At 46.9% G+C, this 18,956-nt stretch carries 18 protein-coding genes; 7 read left to right on the forward strand and 11 right to left on the reverse strand.

Annotation, left to right across the window (positions count from 1 at the left end):
• Positions 1 to 27: 27 nt before the first annotated feature.
• Complete coding sequence (locus H8K36_RS09880; protein WP_186915829.1) at positions 28 to 2,040, reverse strand: tetratricopeptide repeat-containing diguanylate cyclase; 2,013 nt, start codon at positions 2,038 to 2,040, stop codon at positions 28 to 30.
• Between the two features lie 621 nt (positions 2,041 to 2,661).
• On the opposite strand from H8K36_RS09880, the gene H8K36_RS09885 reads away from it, so the two are divergent.
• Together H8K36_RS09885 and H8K36_RS09890 are read left to right on the forward strand one after the other, a co-directional pair.
• Positions 2,662 to 5,481, forward strand: a complete 2,820-nt coding sequence (locus H8K36_RS09885) for a valine--tRNA ligase (protein WP_186915828.1) — start codon at positions 2,662 to 2,664, stop codon at positions 5,479 to 5,481.
• 98 nt (positions 5,482 to 5,579) lie between these two features.
• A complete protein-coding gene (locus H8K36_RS09890; protein WP_186915827.1) occupies positions 5,580 to 6,116 on the forward strand; it encodes a DUF2058 domain-containing protein in 537 nt (178 codons plus the stop codon).
• A gap of 42 nt (positions 6,117 to 6,158) precedes the next feature.
• On the opposite strand, the gene H8K36_RS09895 is transcribed toward H8K36_RS09890, so the two are convergent.
• Together H8K36_RS09895 and H8K36_RS09900 are read right to left on the reverse strand one after the other, a co-directional pair.
• On the reverse strand, positions 6,159 to 6,833 hold the full coding sequence (locus H8K36_RS09895) for a tetratricopeptide repeat protein (protein WP_186915826.1): 675 nt from the start codon (positions 6,831 to 6,833) through the stop codon (positions 6,159 to 6,161).
• A 110-nt stretch (positions 6,834 to 6,943) separates the two neighbouring features.
• A complete protein-coding gene (locus H8K36_RS09900; RefSeq protein ID WP_186915825.1) occupies positions 6,944 to 7,411 on the reverse strand; it encodes a VOC family protein in 468 nt (155 codons plus the stop codon).
• A gap of 254 nt (positions 7,412 to 7,665) precedes the next feature.
• Between H8K36_RS09900 and H8K36_RS09905 the strand changes: the two genes are divergently transcribed.
• From H8K36_RS09905 to H8K36_RS09915, 3 genes are all read left to right on the forward strand, one after another.
• On the forward strand, positions 7,666 to 8,043 hold the full coding sequence (locus H8K36_RS09905) for an ArsR/SmtB family transcription factor (protein WP_186915824.1): 378 nt from the start codon (positions 7,666 to 7,668) through the stop codon (positions 8,041 to 8,043).
• Positions 8,009 to 8,968 (forward strand): SRPBCC family protein, encoded by a 960-nt coding sequence (locus H8K36_RS09910; RefSeq protein ID WP_186915823.1) that lies wholly within the window; start codon positions 8,009 to 8,011, stop codon positions 8,966 to 8,968. The genes H8K36_RS09905 and H8K36_RS09910 overlap by 35 nt, the downstream gene beginning before the upstream one ends.
• Positions 8,969 to 9,088: 120 nt before the next feature.
• A complete protein-coding gene (locus H8K36_RS09915) occupies positions 9,089 to 9,355 on the forward strand; it encodes a hypothetical protein (RefSeq protein WP_186915822.1) in 267 nt (88 codons plus the stop codon).
• A gap of 28 nt (positions 9,356 to 9,383) precedes the next feature.
• Here H8K36_RS09915 and H8K36_RS09920 read toward each other — a convergent pair whose 3' ends face one another.
• The 7 genes from H8K36_RS09920 to H8K36_RS09950 all read right to left on the reverse strand — a co-directional run bounded on the left by H8K36_RS09920 (position 9,384) and on the right by H8K36_RS09950 (position 16,883).
• The gene (locus H8K36_RS09920; protein ID WP_186915821.1) at positions 9,384 to 9,770 is read right to left on the reverse strand and encodes a VOC family protein; all 387 of its coding nucleotides are present in this window, start codon (positions 9,768 to 9,770) and stop codon (positions 9,384 to 9,386) included.
• Between the two features lie 63 nt (positions 9,771 to 9,833).
• Positions 9,834 to 10,184 (reverse strand): DUF2200 domain-containing protein, encoded by a 351-nt coding sequence (locus tag H8K36_RS09925; RefSeq protein ID WP_186915820.1) that lies wholly within the window; start codon positions 10,182 to 10,184, stop codon positions 9,834 to 9,836.
• 439 nt (positions 10,185 to 10,623) lie between these two features.
• Positions 10,624 to 11,709, reverse strand: a complete 1,086-nt coding sequence (locus tag H8K36_RS09930) for a TFIIB-type zinc ribbon-containing protein (RefSeq protein ID WP_186915819.1) — start codon at positions 11,707 to 11,709, stop codon at positions 10,624 to 10,626.
• A gap of 104 nt (positions 11,710 to 11,813) precedes the next feature.
• Positions 11,814 to 12,941 carry an SPFH domain-containing protein gene (locus H8K36_RS09935; RefSeq protein WP_186915818.1) on the reverse strand — a complete coding sequence of 376 codons (1,128 nt, stop codon included), beginning with the start codon at positions 12,939 to 12,941 and terminating at the stop codon, positions 11,814 to 11,816.
• A gap of 151 nt (positions 12,942 to 13,092) precedes the next feature.
• Entirely contained in the window at positions 13,093 to 13,851 is a 759-nt protein-coding gene (locus H8K36_RS09940; protein WP_230404481.1) for a hypothetical protein, read from the reverse strand.
• A 113-nt stretch (positions 13,852 to 13,964) separates the two neighbouring features.
• On the reverse strand, positions 13,965 to 15,365 hold the full coding sequence (locus tag H8K36_RS09945; protein ID WP_186915817.1) for an alkaline phosphatase: 1,401 nt from the start codon (positions 15,363 to 15,365) through the stop codon (positions 13,965 to 13,967).
• Positions 15,366 to 15,419: 54 nt separating this feature from the next.
• On the reverse strand, positions 15,420 to 16,883 hold the full coding sequence (locus H8K36_RS09950; RefSeq protein ID WP_186915816.1) for an alkaline phosphatase: 1,464 nt from the start codon (positions 16,881 to 16,883) through the stop codon (positions 15,420 to 15,422).
• Positions 16,884 to 17,257: 374 nt separating this feature from the next.
• Between H8K36_RS09950 and H8K36_RS09955 the strand changes: the two genes are divergently transcribed.
• Both H8K36_RS09955 and H8K36_RS09960 read left to right on the forward strand, forming a co-directional pair.
• A complete protein-coding gene (locus H8K36_RS09955) occupies positions 17,258 to 18,157 on the forward strand; it encodes a MurR/RpiR family transcriptional regulator (protein WP_186915815.1) in 900 nt (299 codons plus the stop codon).
• Positions 18,158 to 18,291: 134 nt separating this feature from the next.
• Positions 18,292 to 18,537, forward strand: coding sequence for a YdcH family protein (locus tag H8K36_RS09960; RefSeq protein WP_186915814.1), 246 nt, complete (start codon positions 18,292 to 18,294; stop codon positions 18,535 to 18,537).
• Between the two features lie 69 nt (positions 18,538 to 18,606).
• On the opposite strand, the gene H8K36_RS09965 is transcribed toward H8K36_RS09960, so the two are convergent.
• Positions 18,607 to 18,956, reverse strand: a 350-nt coding sequence (locus tag H8K36_RS09965; RefSeq protein ID WP_186920445.1) for an IS3 family transposase, incomplete at its 5' end; no start/stop codon positions are given.

Below are 18,956 nucleotides of genomic sequence, written 5' to 3' on the forward strand. Positions count from 1 at the left end.
CCTTAAAGAGGCGACTGTGTGGTCGACTTAATTAGCGACTTGCGGTGGGCCGAGTACTTCAATTACTTCGACCATGTTTTGTTTGATGGCCGCAGCCAAATCGTGGGTCAATGTCGGGATTGCATCTTCATGTGGCACCAACAATCGAGCCAAACCATAGGCACGATTGCGGCCATGCGTTTTACCAAGGTACAGGGCCATGTCGGCGATTTGCAAAGCACGTTCCCAATCGCACACATCTTCGGGCACATCTGAGAATGGCACAGAAATGAAACCTGCAGTTACGGTGACTGTGATTGCTTGTTCGCCATTCATAAACGGTGCTTCACCAATCGTACGTAAAACACGCTCGACCAAACTGGTAATTTGTTCGGGGTTTGATTTAGGTGAGAAGATCAAAAATTCCTCTCCACCCCAACGCATCAGCATATCTTCATCACGAACTACATTACGCAAACGTGATGCCACTTCCTTTAAGACGATATCGCCTACCGCATGACCCCAGGTATCGTTAATATTCTTGAAGTGATCGATGTCGAGCAAGATCATGCAATCAGGGTTGGCATAAGCGCCTTCACGCCGTTCTGCTTCCACACGAACAACACGTGTTGACATCAAAGCGATAAAGGAACGACGGTTGTGCAACCCCGTGAGCGGGTCACGCACGGCATGAAACTCCAACTGCGAGTTCACTTCCTGTAACTGCAAATTCAATTTCTTACTGCGACGATACAGCATGTAGATAAAACAACCAGCCAATACCGCGACGACAGAGGCAAGCAAAGTCACCATTTGTTGCAAACGATGATTGCGAATATCCGCGTCTTTCAGTTCATTATTTTTCGCCAGTAATTCGATTTGTTTTTCACGTTTTTCGGTATCAAAACTCTCGCGTAATTTAGCGGTCTCCTTGGCGACTTCTGCTTGATACACCTCCTCACTCAAGGTTTGCTTTTCGCGCATTAACACCAAGGCTTCTTTATACATACCGGCAGACTCATACATGGCCGCCAACTCACCATTGATTGATTCAAGGGCACTATTTGATTTTTCTTTTTTGAAGAATTCAATACTCTCCATGACAAGGTCAGAACCTTGTTTAACTTTGCCTTGATAGCCAAGCGCTAAGCCCAAATTGACTTGGGCACCGATCACATTGAACTTATCATCTAACTTTTCATAGACAGCCATTGACTCACGTGCGCACTGTTCAGCGCGCTTGTAGTCTTTCAAGATCAAATATTGGTCGGCCAAATTAAATAACGCTGCCCCCTGAGCAAAAGGAAGCCCTTCTTGTTTCGCGATATTCAGTGCAGTTTCGTATTCCTTCAGCGCTTCGACATTGCGCTTCATCTGGGATAAGGCGGCGCCACGCACGATCAAAATTTCAACATAAGCCTTCGGTACCGCAGTAGCGGATGAAACCGCCAGTGCTTCAGTGGTCGCTTCTAAGGCTTTCTTGGGGTCTTTGAGACCCAAGTACATACTCGAGATCCGTTCCCATGTGATCATTCGCGCTTGCAACTGACGCCGTGGCAACTTCTCGATCAGGTCGAGCATATAGATGTACTGCTTCAGGGCGAATTGAAATTTACCCTGCGCACTATAAAACTGCGACTTGATGGAAGCGTAACGAAATTTCAGCGACGGTGTCGCCTTTTCTATGGACGGTTCTAAGCTATCCAAATACGCATACGCAGCATCATAGCCCGACTTTTCGTAGACATCGAAGGCTTCGATAATCGAAAGAAAGAGTAAAGCATCTTTATCTTTCAACTCTTTGGAAAGACGTTTGAACTCATCTTGCAGCGCAGTGCCCTCTTTGACTCTACCTGCATCGAAATATAAGCCACTTAACACGGCGACTAAATCAAGGCGCGCTTGGACACTGGCATCCGCCGGCATTTTCTTTTGCAATTCGAGTAACTGGCGAATGCCTTCCTCATTATTGCGGTCAGAGAGGTCTTGGATTTGATCGATACGGCGAACGATAGGATCATCTTCCGCATGAACAAAGGCAGGTACAGACAAGGCTGTCATTAGCGTCGCTAACGACACCAATTGCCTCAAAAGAATGCTTTTTTTGCCACTTTGGTGTTGTAGTCGCGATGGGCTGTGCGAAGCAGATCGTTCAAAGAAACCCATCATGTCTCATTCACCTTTTGCTATGCATTTTTCAGAAATGCGGCGCCCATTTTTGCTTTTTATTGTGTGCTAACAAGCGCGCGTAGGAAATCTCCTGCTTAGTTTCGCCAAATGTTTTATTTATTCTTTGACGATCTTAGGCCCTCCCAAAATGATTATTTTCTTACCAAAACATGGTAAGACTTTCATTCAAAAGGTTCTGTTATAAGGAACTAAGCGATTTCGTATCCTAGCATTTTCCATATGGCATCAAGTAATTTTTTCACTGATGGAGCCGTTTTTTGTCCCCAAATTTTCACAAAGCTTTTCGATTCTTTATAAAAGCATCACGAAAATGGGTTTTAATATATCTGTAATGCAAATTTCAGGCAGATAGTGTCAGTCTTGAAGCGATGCTCATTTATAATCGAGGGTTTCGTCGTTCAACATTAAGACTTCGTCATCACGAGTGAAAAAGTCGAGCAAGTAGAACGCGCAATGCCCGAATTTCAACTTACTTTTTAGTCAGACCACATCATGGAATTAGCCAAATCTTTTGAGCCCGCCAATATTGAATCGTTTTGGCGCACGGAATGGGAAAAACGCGGTTACTTTACAGCCACGACCGATGAGTCCAAACCATCGTTCAGTATCCAACTCCCACCACCAAACGTCACTGGCACTTTGCACATGGGTCATGCCTTCAACCAAACGATTATGGATGGCTTGACACGTTATTACCGTATGCGTGGCCATAACACGGCATGGGTACCTGGCACAGATCACGCCGGTATCGCGACACAAATCGTGGTGGAACGCCAGCTCGATGCGCAAAAGATATCTCGCCACGATTTAGGTCGTGAAAAGTTCTTGGAAAAAGTCTGGGAGTGGAAAGAAAAATCTGGTTCCACCATCACGGGTCAAATGCGTCGTATGGGCGCGTCTGCCGATTGGAATCGTGAATACTTTACGATGGACGCAGAACGTTCAAAAGTCGTGACGGAAGTCTTCGTACGTTTGGTCGAACAAGGCTTAATCTATCGCGGCAAACGTTTGGTGAACTGGGACCCAGTATTGGGTACAGCGGTGTCTGATTTGGAAGTGGTATCGGAAGAAGAAGACGGTTCCATGTGGCATATCCGTTATCCATTTGCCGATGGCAGTGGTCACTTAACAGTAGCGACGACACGTCCGGAAACTTTGCTCGGTGACGTTGCTGTTGCGGTTGATCCAACCGACGAGCGCTATACTGCTTTCGTTGGCAAAATGTTGAAATTGCCTTTGACTGATCGTGAAATCCCAGTCATCGCAGATAGCTATGTCGACAAAGAGTTCGGCACTGGCTGCGTGAAAATTACACCAGCCCATGACTTCAACGATTACGCTGTTGGCCAACGTCATAACTTAGCCTTGATCAGTATCTTAACTTTGGATGCCAAGATCAATGAAAACGGCCCAGCCGCCTACCAAGGCATGGACCGCTTTGTCGCTCGTAAGCAAATGGTGGCCGATCTTGATGCATTAGGTTTGCTCGAGTCGGTAAAGCCACACAAATTGATGGTGCCACGCGGCGACCGTACGAATGTCGTCATCGAACCGATGTTGACCGACCAATGGTTTATGGCGATGAGCAAAGCTGCGCCAGAAGGCACACACTTCCCAGGCAAATCGATTGCTGAAGTCGCGCTGGAAAAAGTAGCAAATGGTGAAGTGAAGTTCGTACCAGAAAACTGGAACACCACTTACAACCAATGGCTGAACAATATTCAAGACTGGTGTATTTCACGCCAGTTGTGGTGGGGTCATCAAATCCCAGCATGGTATGGTGAGAACGGTGAAATTTTCGTCGCGCGTGATGAAGCCGAAGCCAAAGCAAAAGCTGCCGCGGCTGGTTACACAGGTGCCTTGAACCGTGATAACGATGTGCTAGATACCTGGTTCTCTTCTGCTTTGGTTCCCTTCTCGACGATGGGTTGGCCAGAGTTGACGGTGGACAGCAAATTGTTCTTGCCGTCTTCAGTATTGGTCACCGGCTTTGACATCATCTTCTTCTGGGTAGCGCGTATGGTCATGATGACCGCGCACTTCACTGGTAAGGTGCCATTCCATACAGTCTACGTACACGGCTTGGTGCGCGATTCTAGCGGCCAAAAAATGTCGAAGTCCAAAGGTAATACTCTAGACCCTATCGATTTAATCGATGGTATCAGCGTCGACGATTTAGTGGTTAAACGCACTACCGGCCTGATGCGCGCAAGCGATGCACCGAAGATTGAAAAAGCCACACGCAAAGAATACGCTGACGGCATTCCAGCCTACGGCACAGACGCGTTGCGTTTCACGATGGCGAGCTATGCTTCACTTGGCCGCAACATCAACTTTGACTTAGGTCGTTGCGAAGGCTATCGCAACTTCTGCAATAAATTGTGGAACGCCACACGCTTCGTCTTGATGAATACCGAAGGCAAAGACTGCGGCTTCACTGGCACAGCGAGCGACAATGATCTCGACTACTCCCAAGCCGACAAATGGATCATCTCGACTTTGCAACGCACAGAAGCAGAACTCGAAAAGGGTTTTGCTGACTACCGCTTCGACAATATTGCCTCCGCCATCTACAAATTTGTGTGGGACGAATACTGCGATTGGTATTTGGAAGTAGCCAAAGTCCAAGTACAACAAGGCAGCGAAGCACAACAACGCGCCACACGCCGCACTTTATTGCGTGTGTTGGAAGTGACCCTGCGCATGGCGCACCCAGTGATTCCATTCGTGACCGAAGCATTGTGGCAAACGGTAGCACCATTGGCCGGAAAAACGCTGAAAGCCGAAGGCGATTCCATCATGATGCAAGCCTACCCCTTGGTGAATGCAGAAGCGATCGACGAGGCTGCTGAAGGCTGGATGACTGGTCTCAAAGCCGCCACCGATGCTTGCCGCAACTTGCGTGGTGAAATGCAATTGTCACCAGCGGTACGCGTACCGCTGTTATTGCAACCAGCAAACGCAGCAGACAAATCACGCATGGAAAGCTACGCACCTTACATGGCAGCCTTGGCAAAATTGTCTGAAGTACAGATCGTCGATGTATTACCAGACTCACCAGCGCCAGTTTCCATCGTCGGTGAAACCAAGCTGATGTTGAAAGTAGAGATCGACGTCGCCGCAGAACGCGAACGCCTGTCAAAAGAAATGACCAAACTCGAAGCGGAAATCAACAAAGCCCAAGCAAAACTGAGCAACGAAAGTTTTGTGGCACGTGCGCCGGCAGCCGTTGTCGAACAAGAGAAAGAACGCGTATCGGGCTTCTCTGCGACATTGAGTAAAATGAAGGAGCAGTTTGCTAAGTTGGGCTAAGCCTTCTAAAGCTAACTCAGTAAATAAATAGTAAGTAGGGCGCAATCACTTGCGCCCTACTTTTTTATATCGACGATACTTTTTTCGGGAACCGCAATATGGCGTCCTTGCAAGATCAATTTTTAAAAGCAGGTTTAGTCAACAAGAACAAAGCCAAACAAGTTCACCAAGACAAAGTCAAACAGAAAAAGGTCGAGCGCCGCACTGGAACAGAAAGCGTAGACGAAGCGCGTTTAGCCGCACTCGAAGTACAAAAGAAAAATGCCGAGCGTGCACGTGAACTGAATGCGCAACGTGATGCGGCCGCTGCTCAAAAAGCGGTGTTCGCACAGATTGTGCAAATGGTGCAAACCAATCGCCAAAGCAAAGGTAATGGTGACATCGCCTATCACTACACGCATGGCACCAAGATCGACAAGATCTACGTCTCAGAAGAAGTACAAAAACATCTAATTGCAGGCCGACTGATGATCGTTTGCGTCGACGGCAAAAGGGAATTACTGCCTCGCGTCATCGCAGAGAAAATCGAGGAACGCGATGCTTCGTTGGTGGTACGGGTGAAGAAAACATCAAATGAAATTGATGCGGATGATCCTTATGCGGCCTACCAAATTCCTGATGACTTTACTTGGTAGTACGTAAGTGCGATTAGCGCAGCGTAATCGCACCTAGAATGCTCATTGTTTTTGTGCTGCTTCTGCCTTAGCCTCTTCAATTTCCTCTTTACTCAATTGCGACTCTACATATTTACGGTAAGTCACAGCATCATCATAGTCGCCTGCAAGAATAAGCCATTTCAACGCAGCGACTTTATCGATCGCTACACCTTTTCCTTTGAAGTACATAAGCCCGATTTGATATTGGGCACTAGCGTTCTTTTGTTCCGCGGCCTTTGAGAATAAATCACGCGCTCTATCATAGTCACGTGAGACGCCAATTCCACTCACATATAAAACGCCCAAACTATATTGCGCGTCAGCATATCCAAGCTCCACTGCCTTATTGAACCAATAAACCGCCATCCCGTAATTGGGTGCAACGCCCTTGGCTTTTGCGTACATGCGACCGAGATTGACTTGTGCCCGCACATTATTCTGCTGTGCTGCCTTTTCAAACAGTGCTTTTGCTTCCACGTAATTCTGCGCAACACCTTCACCATTAAGGTACATCAGGCCAAGATTAAACTGCGCGTCAGATTTACCTTGATCGGCGGCTTTCTTAAATGCTGCAGCGGCGGCGGGAAAATCGCGCTGCTCATATAAAGCGACTCCATCTGAAAAATCATCGGCTTGAGCGAGCTGACTCGCTGTACTAAAACCCAAGCTTAACAATAACAATAAAAACGATTTCATATTCGTCCCTCGCCTCATAGCTCGATGCTGCTTTATACTAAAAGTCACTCAACTTATACTTTAATCATAAGCGAGCAATGATATTCAGCCAATGAATTTATCGCTAGCAGCTAAGCACGAACTGCCGCTTCAATCTCAGCAATTTCAATCTTCTTCTGCTTCATCATCGCCGCCATCGCTTTGCGCGATATATCTTTGTCAGCATTCATGGTCAATTCCAGCAAACGCTTGGGATAAATTTGCCATGACACACCGAAACGATCTTTTAACCAGCCGCATGCGGTTTCCTCACCGCCATTACTCGTAAATGCCGCCCAGAGTCGGTCAGTTTCAGCCTGATTGTCTGTTGCAACTGCAATCGACACGGCCTCACTCAAAGTGAACATCGGCCCTGCGTCGAGAATTTGATAAGGTACTCCACCGAGGTTAAAGTCGATCACAGAAAAAATACCGTAGCCGTTGTCGCCGACGTAGGCATTTTCGACTCTGCTATTGGGAATCAAGGAACAATAGAGCTCTGCGGCTTCTTGTCCGCGGCCGTCACGGAACCAAAGGCAGGTACGAATGGAATTGCTCATGGATTTGCTCCTCGAAGAGTCGTGTTAGACAAGGTAGTTCAGCCTACATTCAAAAACCTGCAGCGATGAAAGAATGAAAGAATCAATCGCAAACCCAGTTGATCATAAACGAAGACGTGAAAAGATGAAATCAGAAGTATCAACATCAGATTGCTTTTTTCTTGGTGTTCATCACACGCATCAAATATCACTTGACGCCATCGAAATCCCACAATACTATTAAACTATTAGGTTAATTAACCATTCGGTACACTATGCAAGATCAACTGAGTTTAACGTTTTCCGCCCTCGCCGATCCTACGCGTCGTGCAATTTTGGCGCAACTTTCCCAAGGTGAGGCGAATGTATCCGATTTGGCACGCCCATTTCTGAATGACATGAGCCTACCTGCTGTCACTAAACATCTCAAGGTTCTTGAGACCGCAGGTCTTATTACCAAAACCCGCGATGCTCAATGTCGTCCATGCAAGCTCAATGGTGGAAACCTCAAACTGGCAGCAGACTGGGTCGATCAATATCGCGCTTTTTGGGAAGAAAGTTTCGATCGCCTTGATCTCTATCTACAAACCGTCACCGCCGAAAAGAAAGGTAAGAAGAATGTCCGCAACAAAAACAAAACCACAAGCAAATGAAATTTATCTCGAGCGGATCTACGATGCGCCGGTTGAAATCGTCTGGGATGCGTGGGTAGACCCAGTGCAAGCGGCACATTGGTGGGGGCCACGCGGCTTCACCTTGACCACCCATAGCAAAGAATTGCGCGTGGGTGGTCAATGGCGTTACACCATGCATGGACCAGATGGCACTGATTATCCCAACATTGCGACTTACCACGAAATCGATGAGCACCGATCCTTGGTTTACGATCATGGTGCCACCGATGACACACCACCGCTTTTTCGTGTCACCGTCTACTTCACCGCGATCGGCAAAAAGACCTTGATGGAAATGACCATGAGTTTGGCGACAGCCGAGGCGGCCACACAAACGCGTCAGTTCATTAAACAAGCAGGTGGCGAATCAACTTGGGATCGTTTCGCAGAATACCTAGGAGCGCAGATTGAACACAAAGAACGCTTCGTCATTAACCGCAGCTTCGCAGCACCGATCGATCTGATGTATGACATGTGGACCAAGGCCGAACATTTTTCTAAATGGTTACCGCCAACTGGTTTCACTATGTCTTTTATGCGCGCCGATTTGCATGAAGGTGGCAGCTCGTTTTATAAGATGACGAATGGCAGCAACATTACCATGTATGGACGCGCTTCTTATCTAGAGATGTCCAAGTCCAATCGACTCGTCTACACACAGCAGTTCTGCGATGAACATGAAAATATTTCGCGTCATCCTATGGCGCCGACCTGGCCAGAGACTATGCAGACGACGGTCGAGTTTACAGCTGAGGGCGACAGCCAGACCCGCGTGACGGTCACTTGGGAACCAGTCGGTGACTTCACCGATGCTGAACTACAAGCCTTCATCAACGAACGTCGTGGCATGACAATGGGATGGACAGGGTCATTCGACAAATTGGAAATTCTCTTAAACGCGTAAAAAATTTTTTTACTCCTCCCTAATAACAAGGTTCGGGTAGTTGGAGGAGTTAATTACCGTTTTTCAAGTTGAGGAAATCATTACAATGTGGTTTCCTCTTTTTCTTACTATGCTCTAACAATGGAATTTCTCATCCTTTCTTGTTTGGCTGCCGTCGCCATCATTATCCGCATCTTCCTCCACTACATTGATATTGACGGGATACTTTCAGCTGCAAGAAAGAAAGGATGGAGAAATGTTAAAGTGGAGTGGGCACCCTTCGCTGCAGGAGCGTTTTTCGAAGACGGGGAGCGCTGCTACCGCGTATTTTATTTGGATGAGCAAGGCATTAAGAACATCGCACATTGTAAGACGTCAATCATGACCGGACTTTTCTGGCGAGAATAATCGTTGAGCCTGTAGTCACGCTTTGCCATTACTGCATAGAATGCAGACCGATCATATTGCCTTCAGTATCAACGACTAGCGCAATATATCCATTAACGCCAATTGACTGTTTCCCCTTGAATACAGTGCCACCGTGCTTCAGCGCACGCTCGAGTTCCACTGCGCAGTCGTCACATGAGAAGTAAACCAATGTGCTGCCACCGGAGGGGCACCCAGGCATTTTGATTAAGGCACCAGATGCGCCGTAATCTTGCATAGCCATAGGGAAAGTCCACATCTCCATATCCCCAAATTCAGACGGATTAGGATTGGGCAGTTCCACTAATGTGGTTTCAAAAACCGCTTCATAAAATGCCTTAGCACGCGGGATGTCTTGCACATAAATTTCGAACCAGCCAACGGGATTTGCTTTCATCTTGATTCTCCTTGAAGTTATTTTCCACAACGATACGATATGGGTACGCTAAGACTATCTGCTCTACTGGCGCAATATTTTTTCAAGATTTTTACCCTTGGCCAATTCATCGATGAGCTTGTCGAGGCATCTAACTCTATATGTGATTGGATCTTGAAGATCTTCGACACGAACGCCGCACACAAGGCCTGTGATTAAGGAAATATTAGGATGTATTGAAGGTGCTTGACTAAAGAAGTCTTGAAAATTGATCTCAACCTTAGTGCGCTGACCAAGCTGCTCACGGCTATAACCCGTTAGCCAGCAGATGATAGTATTTACTTCTTCCTGCGTCCGGCCTTTTCGTTCAGCCTTTTGTACGTACAATGGATAAACCGCAGTGAAAAGTATTTTTGAAATATCTCGTGTCGCCATATTCGTTTCCTTTCTGGAGACTATATGATTGAACTTAAAATACACACAGGCGTAGAAACGATACTTGCAAGGCACTAGCGCCAGCGAAGTTATTTATCATGGGGCGATTAGCCACAAAAATAAAGCTGTTATAAGAAACGAACTTACCAATAATAGAAAAACAATTTTCTCAACACTAGCATTTTTTCGATAGCAATTTTCGCAAACCAGCGCTCGCACTGCACTCCCTTCTCCTCCGCCAACCGCTATCGTTGGAGAACTTGCCCCAATTAAATCTCGACACTTCGCACAGACACCCCTTTGATTTTTATGCCTGCTTCGTCGTACGATCAGATGATCTACAATCAGGATCCCCAGTGCCACGCAAACAATTATTCCCAAGGTGATATAAGGACTTGATTCGTGTTGCATATCTAATTCGAATCTAAAAGTTAATGCATCAATGCTTCTGCGAAGCCCAAATTAAAGCGCCTATAACAACCAAGCCTAACGCCACCGCACCTACAATCTTCCAAACCGAGTACGGGCGCTCACCTTGTACTTTTCCAGTCTGCCCATTGACCAAGAAGCGATAAACTTTATCGCCGTAACGGTAAGACGATAACCAAATCGGCAGCAGCACGTGTTTGAAATGAATATCACTATAGCGTGGGCTCATACTGCTGATGCGTTGATGATCGCCGCCAATATCGCGGCATATTTCTGCACGTATGACGTTTTCCATTTCATCACGAGCTGCATCGAAGCCTGGTTCTAAGCCAACTTGATAGGCTTCGACTGTGAATCCTGAAACATAGTCATCACGATAGGCTTGTAGTCGCTCTAATCGCCACGGTGCCAACTTTGCTGCGTATTCTGCAGGTAAAGTGCGTGAACCTAGAACCAGAACGTCATCGAAATCGACATGGACTTGGCCTGAGGCTGGGTACCATGCAGTGCGAGTGACACTGCGTGTTTTTGTTTCACCATTTTCGCGATAGGTTTCAGTTTCGGTGTAATCAACACCTCGCTCGCCATAGTACGGTGTATCGCTGGCAGCGTCATAAGTCCAATATGGAGTATAGATACCTTTCAAGCCACGCTCAGCTCGGTGTGCTTGCTTCAAGGCGTTGGGGGCAAACCAGAGGCCGCTGATCCAATCTGTGAACTTTTGCCGCGCTTCTGCTTCTTTGATGTCAAAAGCAGCGATCGCTCTGGGTTGAATAATGCGCTGTGAATACGCTTCTGCTGCAATTAAAGGTGCCGCACAGAATGGGCAGCGGTCCGAAACTATATTGGCGGAAAATTGCGATTGCGCGCCACAGGCTTTACATTTAACCGTTTGCGCAGCAATGCTCGGTTCGTTGCCTGCTTTTTCTGCCAAGTAGGCTGCGTAGTCTAATTCCTCTACCGCAGCTGCAGTAGCTTGAACATCAACCTCAATTGCGTTTTGATGGCCGCAATATGGGCACTTTAAGGCCGATTGGCCAGGCGCATATTCGAGTTTCGCACCGCATTGGGTGCACGGAAAAGTTTTGGTGCTCACCGACTATCCTGATTCAAATTAGAACAAAAGAGGCTATGCAAAATAGACGCAGCGCTGAATCAATTCAGATGCGTCTTTGCGTGCTAATCAAACTACGATCGGGTTTAAGCTTGTGGTGGCAATGGTGGAGGCATCGATGCAAACAGTGACGCGAGATCTGCTTGGTCTGCTGCCGCTGCCCAAGCAGCCATACCTTGACGCCACACCAGAGTGTCACGACGCAAGGTGCCGCCTGCGACTTGTGCCTGCAATCCAGCCATATCGAACGGCCCCGTTTGTGTACCTTGGTGCGCCACGAAGTACGCAACCGCCCCAGGTAACGGTGGTGGTACGGCTGCACCAGGTGCCGCCGCGGGTGCTGCTTGATTTTGAAACAGATTACCCATGCCTTGCGTCAGCATCGAACCAACGCCAACGCCCATCATACCGCCGGCCATGCCTTGATTTTGCGCCGCGTCACGCAGAGCTTGTGCGCCTTGGTATTGAGCGAACTGATTCATATTGCCGATCACGCGCATTGCACCTTGTTGGTCAATCGCACGTTCCACTTCTTCTGGCAAACCGATATCTTGTACTTGTACTTCGCACAGTTCTAAACCATATTGGGTGAAGTCGGCGGCGATACGTTCGCGTATGCGGTCCCCGACCAAAGTGACTTTACTTTCAAGGTCAATGATAGGCACGCCAATTTCTGGCATAACTTCTTTAATGCGCAGACCGATTTTGCCACGTAAGTTTTCTTCGATATCGTCTGTGGTGAAGTCGGCTTTTGTACCAACCAATTCGATCAATACCGTTTTCGCATCTTGAATGCGTAAAGTATAGATACCGAAAGCCGTGACGCGCACCACGCCAAACTCTGGGTCGCGCATGGTCGCTGGGCCTGCGGTGCCCCACTTCAAGTTGGTGAAACGTGTGGTGTTGAAGAAGTAGACTTCGGCTTTGAATGGGCTATCAAAACCATATTTCCAACCTTTGATGGTACTCAAGATCGGCATGTTTTGAGTGGTCAACTCGTACATGCCCGGCTGGAACACGTCAGCGATTTGACCTTTACCAAGCTGACCTTCATTGACGACTACCGCAACTTGGCCTTCACGCACGGTGAGCTTTGCGCCCATTTTGATCTCGTTTTGATAGCGCTCAAAACGATGCACCATAATGTTCGGACTATCATCTAACCATTCGATGATATCGATAAACTCGTGCTTCAACTTATCCCAAATACCCATGCCATACTCCTCGAAACTGTGAAGAAAGTCGATACGTAAGCTAAGCGAAACTCAGCTTACGCAGATTGACGTTAAGTATTGCTGAAGATTGGTATTTGTACAAGGAAAATTCAACAAGCAAAATTCTAGAAGCGAATTCGGCGAGTCCAGATCAATCGAGGAAGTCGGCGTATTCCTTGTGAGTGTAGCCTTTGAGATTGGTCCATGGCAATTGTGTTTGCGTATTCGCTGCAATCTTGACTTCAACGCTTTGATAAAAAGTACCAGCACGGTCACCGCTTTCCACGATCAATGGGATTTGCTTCTGCGTATGCCACAACACCTTTTGGAAAATGCCATTCTTTTCACGTTCATACCAGACAGCACCTTCAACGTTCGAAGCCTTAGCACTCTGCTTCATGCTCTTTAGAAGCTGAGGGTCAATCAGGTAGTAGCTATTTTCCCAAGAACCATCAAAGTTTACATTGTTGAATTCAGATGAGGGCACGCTAACGGTCATTTTTTCTGCTTTGTCGATAAACTCAATGCGCGCCTTGCCGTTTTCCAGCTGCACATGACGCGGTATCAAAACAGGATTGAAATGCTTATGTTCGGTGAGCTTCTCATTTTGATGGTTATGAGACACCTTCTTGATCTCAGTCGCGTGACTCGCCTTCAACATCGTCTGCGGAACGATACGCTCTAACCAAACATGACCTGAACGGCGCAACATCTTATCTTGATAACGGGCTTCACGACTGACGCCTTCGGCCGTCAACACTTTGCTGTAATAACTGATCTGTAAATCCAGATCTGGCGCTACCGTTTGCGTTTGTGTTTGCGCGAAGCTCGCTGCTGAAGACAAACTGACCGCCAACATGATTGAACCGAGACTGGCTCGAGAAATTAACTTCACAAACTTTTGCATCATCTACTCACTACAAAAAAGCCCGATGTCATCGCTGACATCGGGTCAATCGGAAATTCACATTGCATTGATCTCAACGTGGCAGCCTAGACCGCCAACATCAAGACAATAAACACTTAGAAACCAAATGCTGTTTTCAATAAACTAAATACTTTAATGTTATCGATCGTGCCTTTGAACAGTTTCGCATTCACGCCTGTAGCGAACAACTTAACGTCGCCACCGCCGTGAGTTTCACTCGACAAACGTACGCCTGTTTCTTGCAAATAGTTGTCCGCCAATACGGTCGTGCTGCTCAAATTCGCGCGACGATCTGGACGGTTTGGACCATTACCAAACACCAAAGTGGTGTAGGTATTGCCATCTGCATCTTTAGACTCGAGGCCAGTTTTGTAATCGCGGTTAATGTCCAAAATTGGATTACCTTTTTTGCCGTAACCATTAAATGCCAAAGTATGGTCATGATCCGCTGTTACCACGATCAAGGTGTTGGCCAATGTAGGGTCTGTCAATTTTGCTTTATCTAATGCTGCTTTGATCGCATCATCAAATGCAATGGTGTCAGCCAAAGCGCGTTTAGCGTTCGTGCCATGCAAAGCGTGGTCGATACGGCCGCCTTCGACCATCAAGAAGTATCCATTACTATTTTGCGATAACAAGTCCATCGCTTTGACAGTCATTTCAGCCAAACTTGGTTGTGTCGCACCTTCACCTACTGGTGGATTTGCAACGCGATCAAGTTCGTATTCGAGATGGCTCTTGCTGCTGAACAAACCGATGAATTTCTTACTGTTTGGTGCTGCTGCCATCTCTGCTTTTGTTGCAGCAACGGTGTAACCTTTTGCTGCCAATTCGGCTAACAAGTCACGGCCATCTGCACGACCTGTTTTATTGCTGGTAGCGTTAAAAGGTGTGAAGTGGTTACGACCACCACCCATCAAGACATCGACGCCATCACCCAAGGCTGTGTTGTAACCAGCGCCACCTGGAATCGCCTGTGCAGCGATATGGTATTGCGCATTACGGTTACAAATATGGGAGAAAGTTGCAGCAGGTGTTGCATGTGTCAATTCAGTTGTTGTGATTGAACCGACTGCTTTGCCTTTTGCCTTCGCCAACTCCAAAATCGTTGGTACTGAAGTCCCGTTGCCAGTTGCCGCACAGTTATTCACGCCGAGATTGCCGTTCGCATCTTTGCTAGGTGGCGTTGCTACAGTTTCGGGCGACATCGACAAAACTTCATTATTCATCTTAACACCAGTCATGTACGCTGCCATGGATGGTGCACTGTCTGTCGTTTGTGCGTCGTAAGAATAAGTCTTGATGCGCGCTGTGCGCTCCAATTTATCCATCGTCAAACTACCATCTTCTCCGTATTTATAGATACGAGATGCAGTGATAGTCGATGGGCCCATGCCATCGCCAAGGAAAAAGATTACGTTTTTTGCCGTACTCTGCGCAGATGCCAATTGGGCGAAGCTCAATGCCAACAATGTGGCGATAATATGTCGTTTCATTTTGTATTCCGTGTAATGAGTTGGTTCAAAGTGAGAGGTTCAAATGACTGCGGATTACAAACCGACAGCAGCTTTCACTAAGGTATAGACTTTGGTGTTATCGATCGTGCCCATGAAGGTATCTGCACCTTTACCAATTGCGCCAAGGAACACATCTGTACCGCCGTGCGTTTCACTACCAGCAGCAACGCGAACTACCGCCTCTTGGTGATAAGTATTTGCACTTGTAGCTGTTTCGTCGAAACCAACCAAAATAGAACGTGGGCCTTGCGTGCGATTTTCACCATTACCGAAACCGATGATGGAATAAGGCATACCATCCATATCTTTGTCTGGAACACCAGTCACATAATTTTTCACCACGCCCAATACGCCTGGATTCGTTGCTGATGTTTTGCCTGTGCGCTTTGCATAACCGTTCAAGACGAGAGTGTGATCATGATCAGCAGTTACTACGATCAAGGTATTCTTCAACTCAGGATCTGTTACTTTTGCTTTCGCGATAGCTGCTTTGATTGCGTTATCGAATGCCACCATATCGTGCAAGGCTTTTTTCGCTGTTGTTTCATGCAAAGCGTGATCGATACGGCCGCCTTCGACCATCAAGAAGTAACCTTTAGAATTTTTGCCGAGTACGTCCATTGCTTTGGTCGTCATTTCAGCCAAGCTTGGTTCTTTTGCTGGGTCACGGTCGAGGTCGTAGCTCATGTGGCTCGATGTGAACAAGCCGAATAAACGATCTGTCTTGGTGCCATCAATTGCCGCCAATTCAGCTTGAGTACCAGCGTATGCATAGTTCTTCGCTTTCATTTCAGCCACGAGGTCACGACCGTCAGAACGCTTGCCACCATCTTTGAATGGGATGAAGAATTGCTTACCACCACCAAGCAAAACGTCGAGGCCTGTTGTACCCAATGCGTTGTTGTAGCCAGCACCGCCTGGTACCGCTGCCGCAGCGATGTCATTTTCCAAATCGCGATGGCAGATGTGGGAATACGTTGCTGCTGGTGTCGCATGGGTCACACGCGTTGTTGTGACGACGCCTGTCGACAAGCCTTTTGCTTTAGCCGCTTCCAACAAAGTTGGTGCCGCTGTTCCGTTACTTGTGCCGCAGTTATTCACCAACTTATTGCCGTTAGCGTCTACGCCAGGATCTTTAGCGATCGTGTCTGAAGACATCGAAATCACTTCATTATTCATTTTAACGCCGGTCATATAGGCAGACATGGATGGAGCACTATCCGTCACCTGCGCATCATTTGAAAAAGTTTTTACAAATGCTGTCTCTGGCAAGGTGTCGACTGTCAACTCTCCATCTTCGCCCACCGCATAAATACGTGCCGCTGTCATGGTGGTCATACCCATGCCATCACCAAGGAAGAAGATCACATTTTTTGGTGCTTCAGCCACTGGGGTCACAGGTACTGGATCGGCTGCTTTATCGCTTTTACCGCAGGCAGCGAGCGCCAAACTTACGGCAGCGGTCAGAGCTGCCAACACAAGCTTATTTGATTTCATTTGTTTCATTCCTAGTGGACTAAAAGCCGAGAATGTAACAATCTGATGTGACACAAATGTGACGCTCTATTCGGGCCTCAGAAATTAGATTAATCCTTCTAATTGCTAGATACCACCATTATTTTTTGTTATTCGCGCGCGATCTTCGTCGATCTTCAGGCAAGAGAGCTGGATGACCATACTACAAAGCAACGTCTGAAATGTGCGACATGGCATGTCGCATACCAGTCACGATATTTTGTTTGCATTGCTGAAAAAACATCGATGTGTTATGTTTGATGTTGCCAATAAATCATATCCAGAAAACATCATGGCAGGCTGCCGAAATGACATAGATCATAGGCACTAAACTCATCTTACATTTCAATAAAAAAATGAGACATACCAATAGTACGACCCGGGGGGGGTCTATTAACGAAAGGATAGGTCACGTCTATAGCTCGTTGTCTAAGTCACATAAAAAGACAGCAGACTATGTCGTCGCCAATGCTTTTCGCGCCGCTACCATGTCCATCGACGAACTTGCCCACGCGGTAGGGATTTCGAATGCGACAGCAAATCGCTTTGCTCGCGCACTCGGTTTCGATGGTTATCCACAATTTCGAGCTGAACTCGTTCACGGTTTTGAATCAATGATGGCTCCTGCCGAAAAGATTCAATTTGCATCAGATCGTCCGGTGACATGTGCCGACATTTTTGCGCGTTGTCTCGAGGAGGACATCAGCAATTTGGAAGCTACTCGCCGGATCATGAATCCAGAGAACTGCGAACGCGCCGTACGCTTAATTCTCAATGCTGAACGCATCTTTATCATTGGTTATGGTGCTAGCTCATTTCTCGGTGGTTTGATGGGGCACTCACTCGCTCCCTATTGCAAGAGCGTGCACTACAACTTAGGTTCAGGTGGTGCTGGGCATATTGCGAGCCAGCTTTTCAACTACAGTGAAAATGACTTAGTGATTGGGATTTCATTTCCCAAATATGCAACAGACACCATCACGTTATTGAAGCAGGTGCGGGAAAATCGCGTGCCGATTATTGCGTTGACCGATGCGCCAAGTTCACCGATCGCCCAGCTCGCCAATTTGACTTTATACGGGCAAACCCAAAGCAGTAGCTCAGCGAGTTCCGATGGCGCGGCACTGTGCCTGATCGAGGCTTTGTGCAATGCAGTAAAGCACCAAACCAAGCAAGTCAAAGAGGCCCCATCTGGCATTGATGAATTTGTGATGCCTTGGTTGCACCATACCAATGGGCACGCGAATCGACGTTAACTTAAATCTCTCCTCGCATCGGCCTCTCCATATTCAAATGTAGAGGCCTATTTGAGAAGTCTTGATGTAGATCAGTGAGGCAATTCTCGTTTCCCTTATGATCAAAGTCAGCACTTTTTAAACGAGGAGAACACATGCAAGTTGAACATCATCCCCTAGCAGCAGAATTTCCAGAATTCAAAGAGAAAATTCACGCGTTGAAAATGACCAATGCACACTTCTCTAAATTGTTTGAGGAATATCAGGACGCTGACAAAGCAGTTAATCGTGCGGAAAATGGCGTTGAACATTTAGCAGATGCAGCCTTAGAAAATTTGAAGAAAATTCGCATTTCTCTGAAAGATCAACTCTTTCAAATTCTGCAAACGGCTAGCGCTTAAATTGCGAATGACCGAATTAAAAAAAGCGAACCGAGTGAACTGACCCCAAATAGTTGGACAGTTTGTTAGTTATGCATAAGAGGGCTGATTTCTGTATTGAACAGGACTCAGCCCTTTTAGTTTTAGTTTGATTCGCTCGTGATTATAGTAGTGAATGTATTCTTTGATACCCTGGTCAAGTTGTTCGACGCTCGTGAATTTATTGAGATAAAAAAATTCCGTCTTTAAAACAGCAAAGAAACTCTCCATTGCAGCGTTGTCTAGGCAATTACCTTTGCGCGACATACTTTGCACAAGACCCCGTGATGCTAGTGATGTTTGATATGCTTGCATGCGATACTGCCATCCTTGGTCAGAGTGCAAAATCGGTTGATCTTTTGGCGATAGCCGTTTAAAAGCCTTTTTAAGCATCGTATCAA

It is taken from the genome of Affinundibacterium nitidum (assembly GCF_014284155.1).
In the GTDB taxonomy this organism is placed as follows: Bacteria; Pseudomonadota; Gammaproteobacteria; order Burkholderiales; family Burkholderiaceae_D; genus Undibacterium; species Undibacterium nitidum.

Bases quoted from the DNA above. Each gene is read 5' to 3' on its own strand.
- H8K36_RS09880 (WP_186915829.1), bottom strand. From the start codon at position 2,040: ATGACAGCCTTGTCTGTACCTGCCTTTGTTCATGCGGAAGATGATCCT.
- H8K36_RS09885 (WP_186915828.1), top strand. From the start codon at position 2,662: ATGGAATTAGCCAAATCTTTTGAGCCCGCCAATATTGAATCGTTTTGG.
- H8K36_RS09890 (WP_186915827.1), top strand. From the start codon at position 5,580: ATGGCGTCCTTGCAAGATCAATTTTTAAAAGCAGGTTTAGTCAACAAG.
- H8K36_RS09895 (WP_186915826.1), bottom strand. From the start codon at position 6,833: ATGAAATCGTTTTTATTGTTATTGTTAAGCTTGGGTTTTAGTACAGCG.
- H8K36_RS09900 (WP_186915825.1), bottom strand. From the start codon at position 7,411: ATGAGCAATTCCATTCGTACCTGCCTTTGGTTCCGTGACGGCCGCGGA.
- H8K36_RS09905 (WP_186915824.1), top strand. From the start codon at position 7,666: ATGCAAGATCAACTGAGTTTAACGTTTTCCGCCCTCGCCGATCCTACG.
- H8K36_RS09910 (WP_186915823.1), top strand. From the start codon at position 8,009: ATGTCCGCAACAAAAACAAAACCACAAGCAAATGAAATTTATCTCGAG.
- H8K36_RS09915 (WP_186915822.1), top strand. From the start codon at position 9,089: ATGGAATTTCTCATCCTTTCTTGTTTGGCTGCCGTCGCCATCATTATC.
- H8K36_RS09920 (WP_186915821.1), bottom strand. From the start codon at position 9,770: ATGAAAGCAAATCCCGTTGGCTGGTTCGAAATTTATGTGCAAGACATC.
- H8K36_RS09925 (WP_186915820.1), bottom strand. From the start codon at position 10,184: ATGGCGACACGAGATATTTCAAAAATACTTTTCACTGCGGTTTATCCA.
- H8K36_RS09935 (WP_186915818.1), bottom strand. From the start codon at position 12,941: ATGGGTATTTGGGATAAGTTGAAGCACGAGTTTATCGATATCATCGAA.
- H8K36_RS09940 (WP_230404481.1), bottom strand. From the start codon at position 13,851: ATGATGCAAAAGTTTGTGAAGTTAATTTCTCGAGCCAGTCTCGGTTCA.
- H8K36_RS09945 (WP_186915817.1), bottom strand. From the start codon at position 15,365: ATGAAACGACATATTATCGCCACATTGTTGGCATTGAGCTTCGCCCAA.
- H8K36_RS09950 (WP_186915816.1), bottom strand. From the start codon at position 16,883: ATGAAATCAAATAAGCTTGTGTTGGCAGCTCTGACCGCTGCCGTAAGT.
- H8K36_RS09955 (WP_186915815.1), top strand. From the start codon at position 17,258: ATGAGACATACCAATAGTACGACCCGGGGGGGGTCTATTAACGAAAGG.
- H8K36_RS09960 (WP_186915814.1), top strand. From the start codon at position 18,292: ATGCAAGTTGAACATCATCCCCTAGCAGCAGAATTTCCAGAATTCAAA.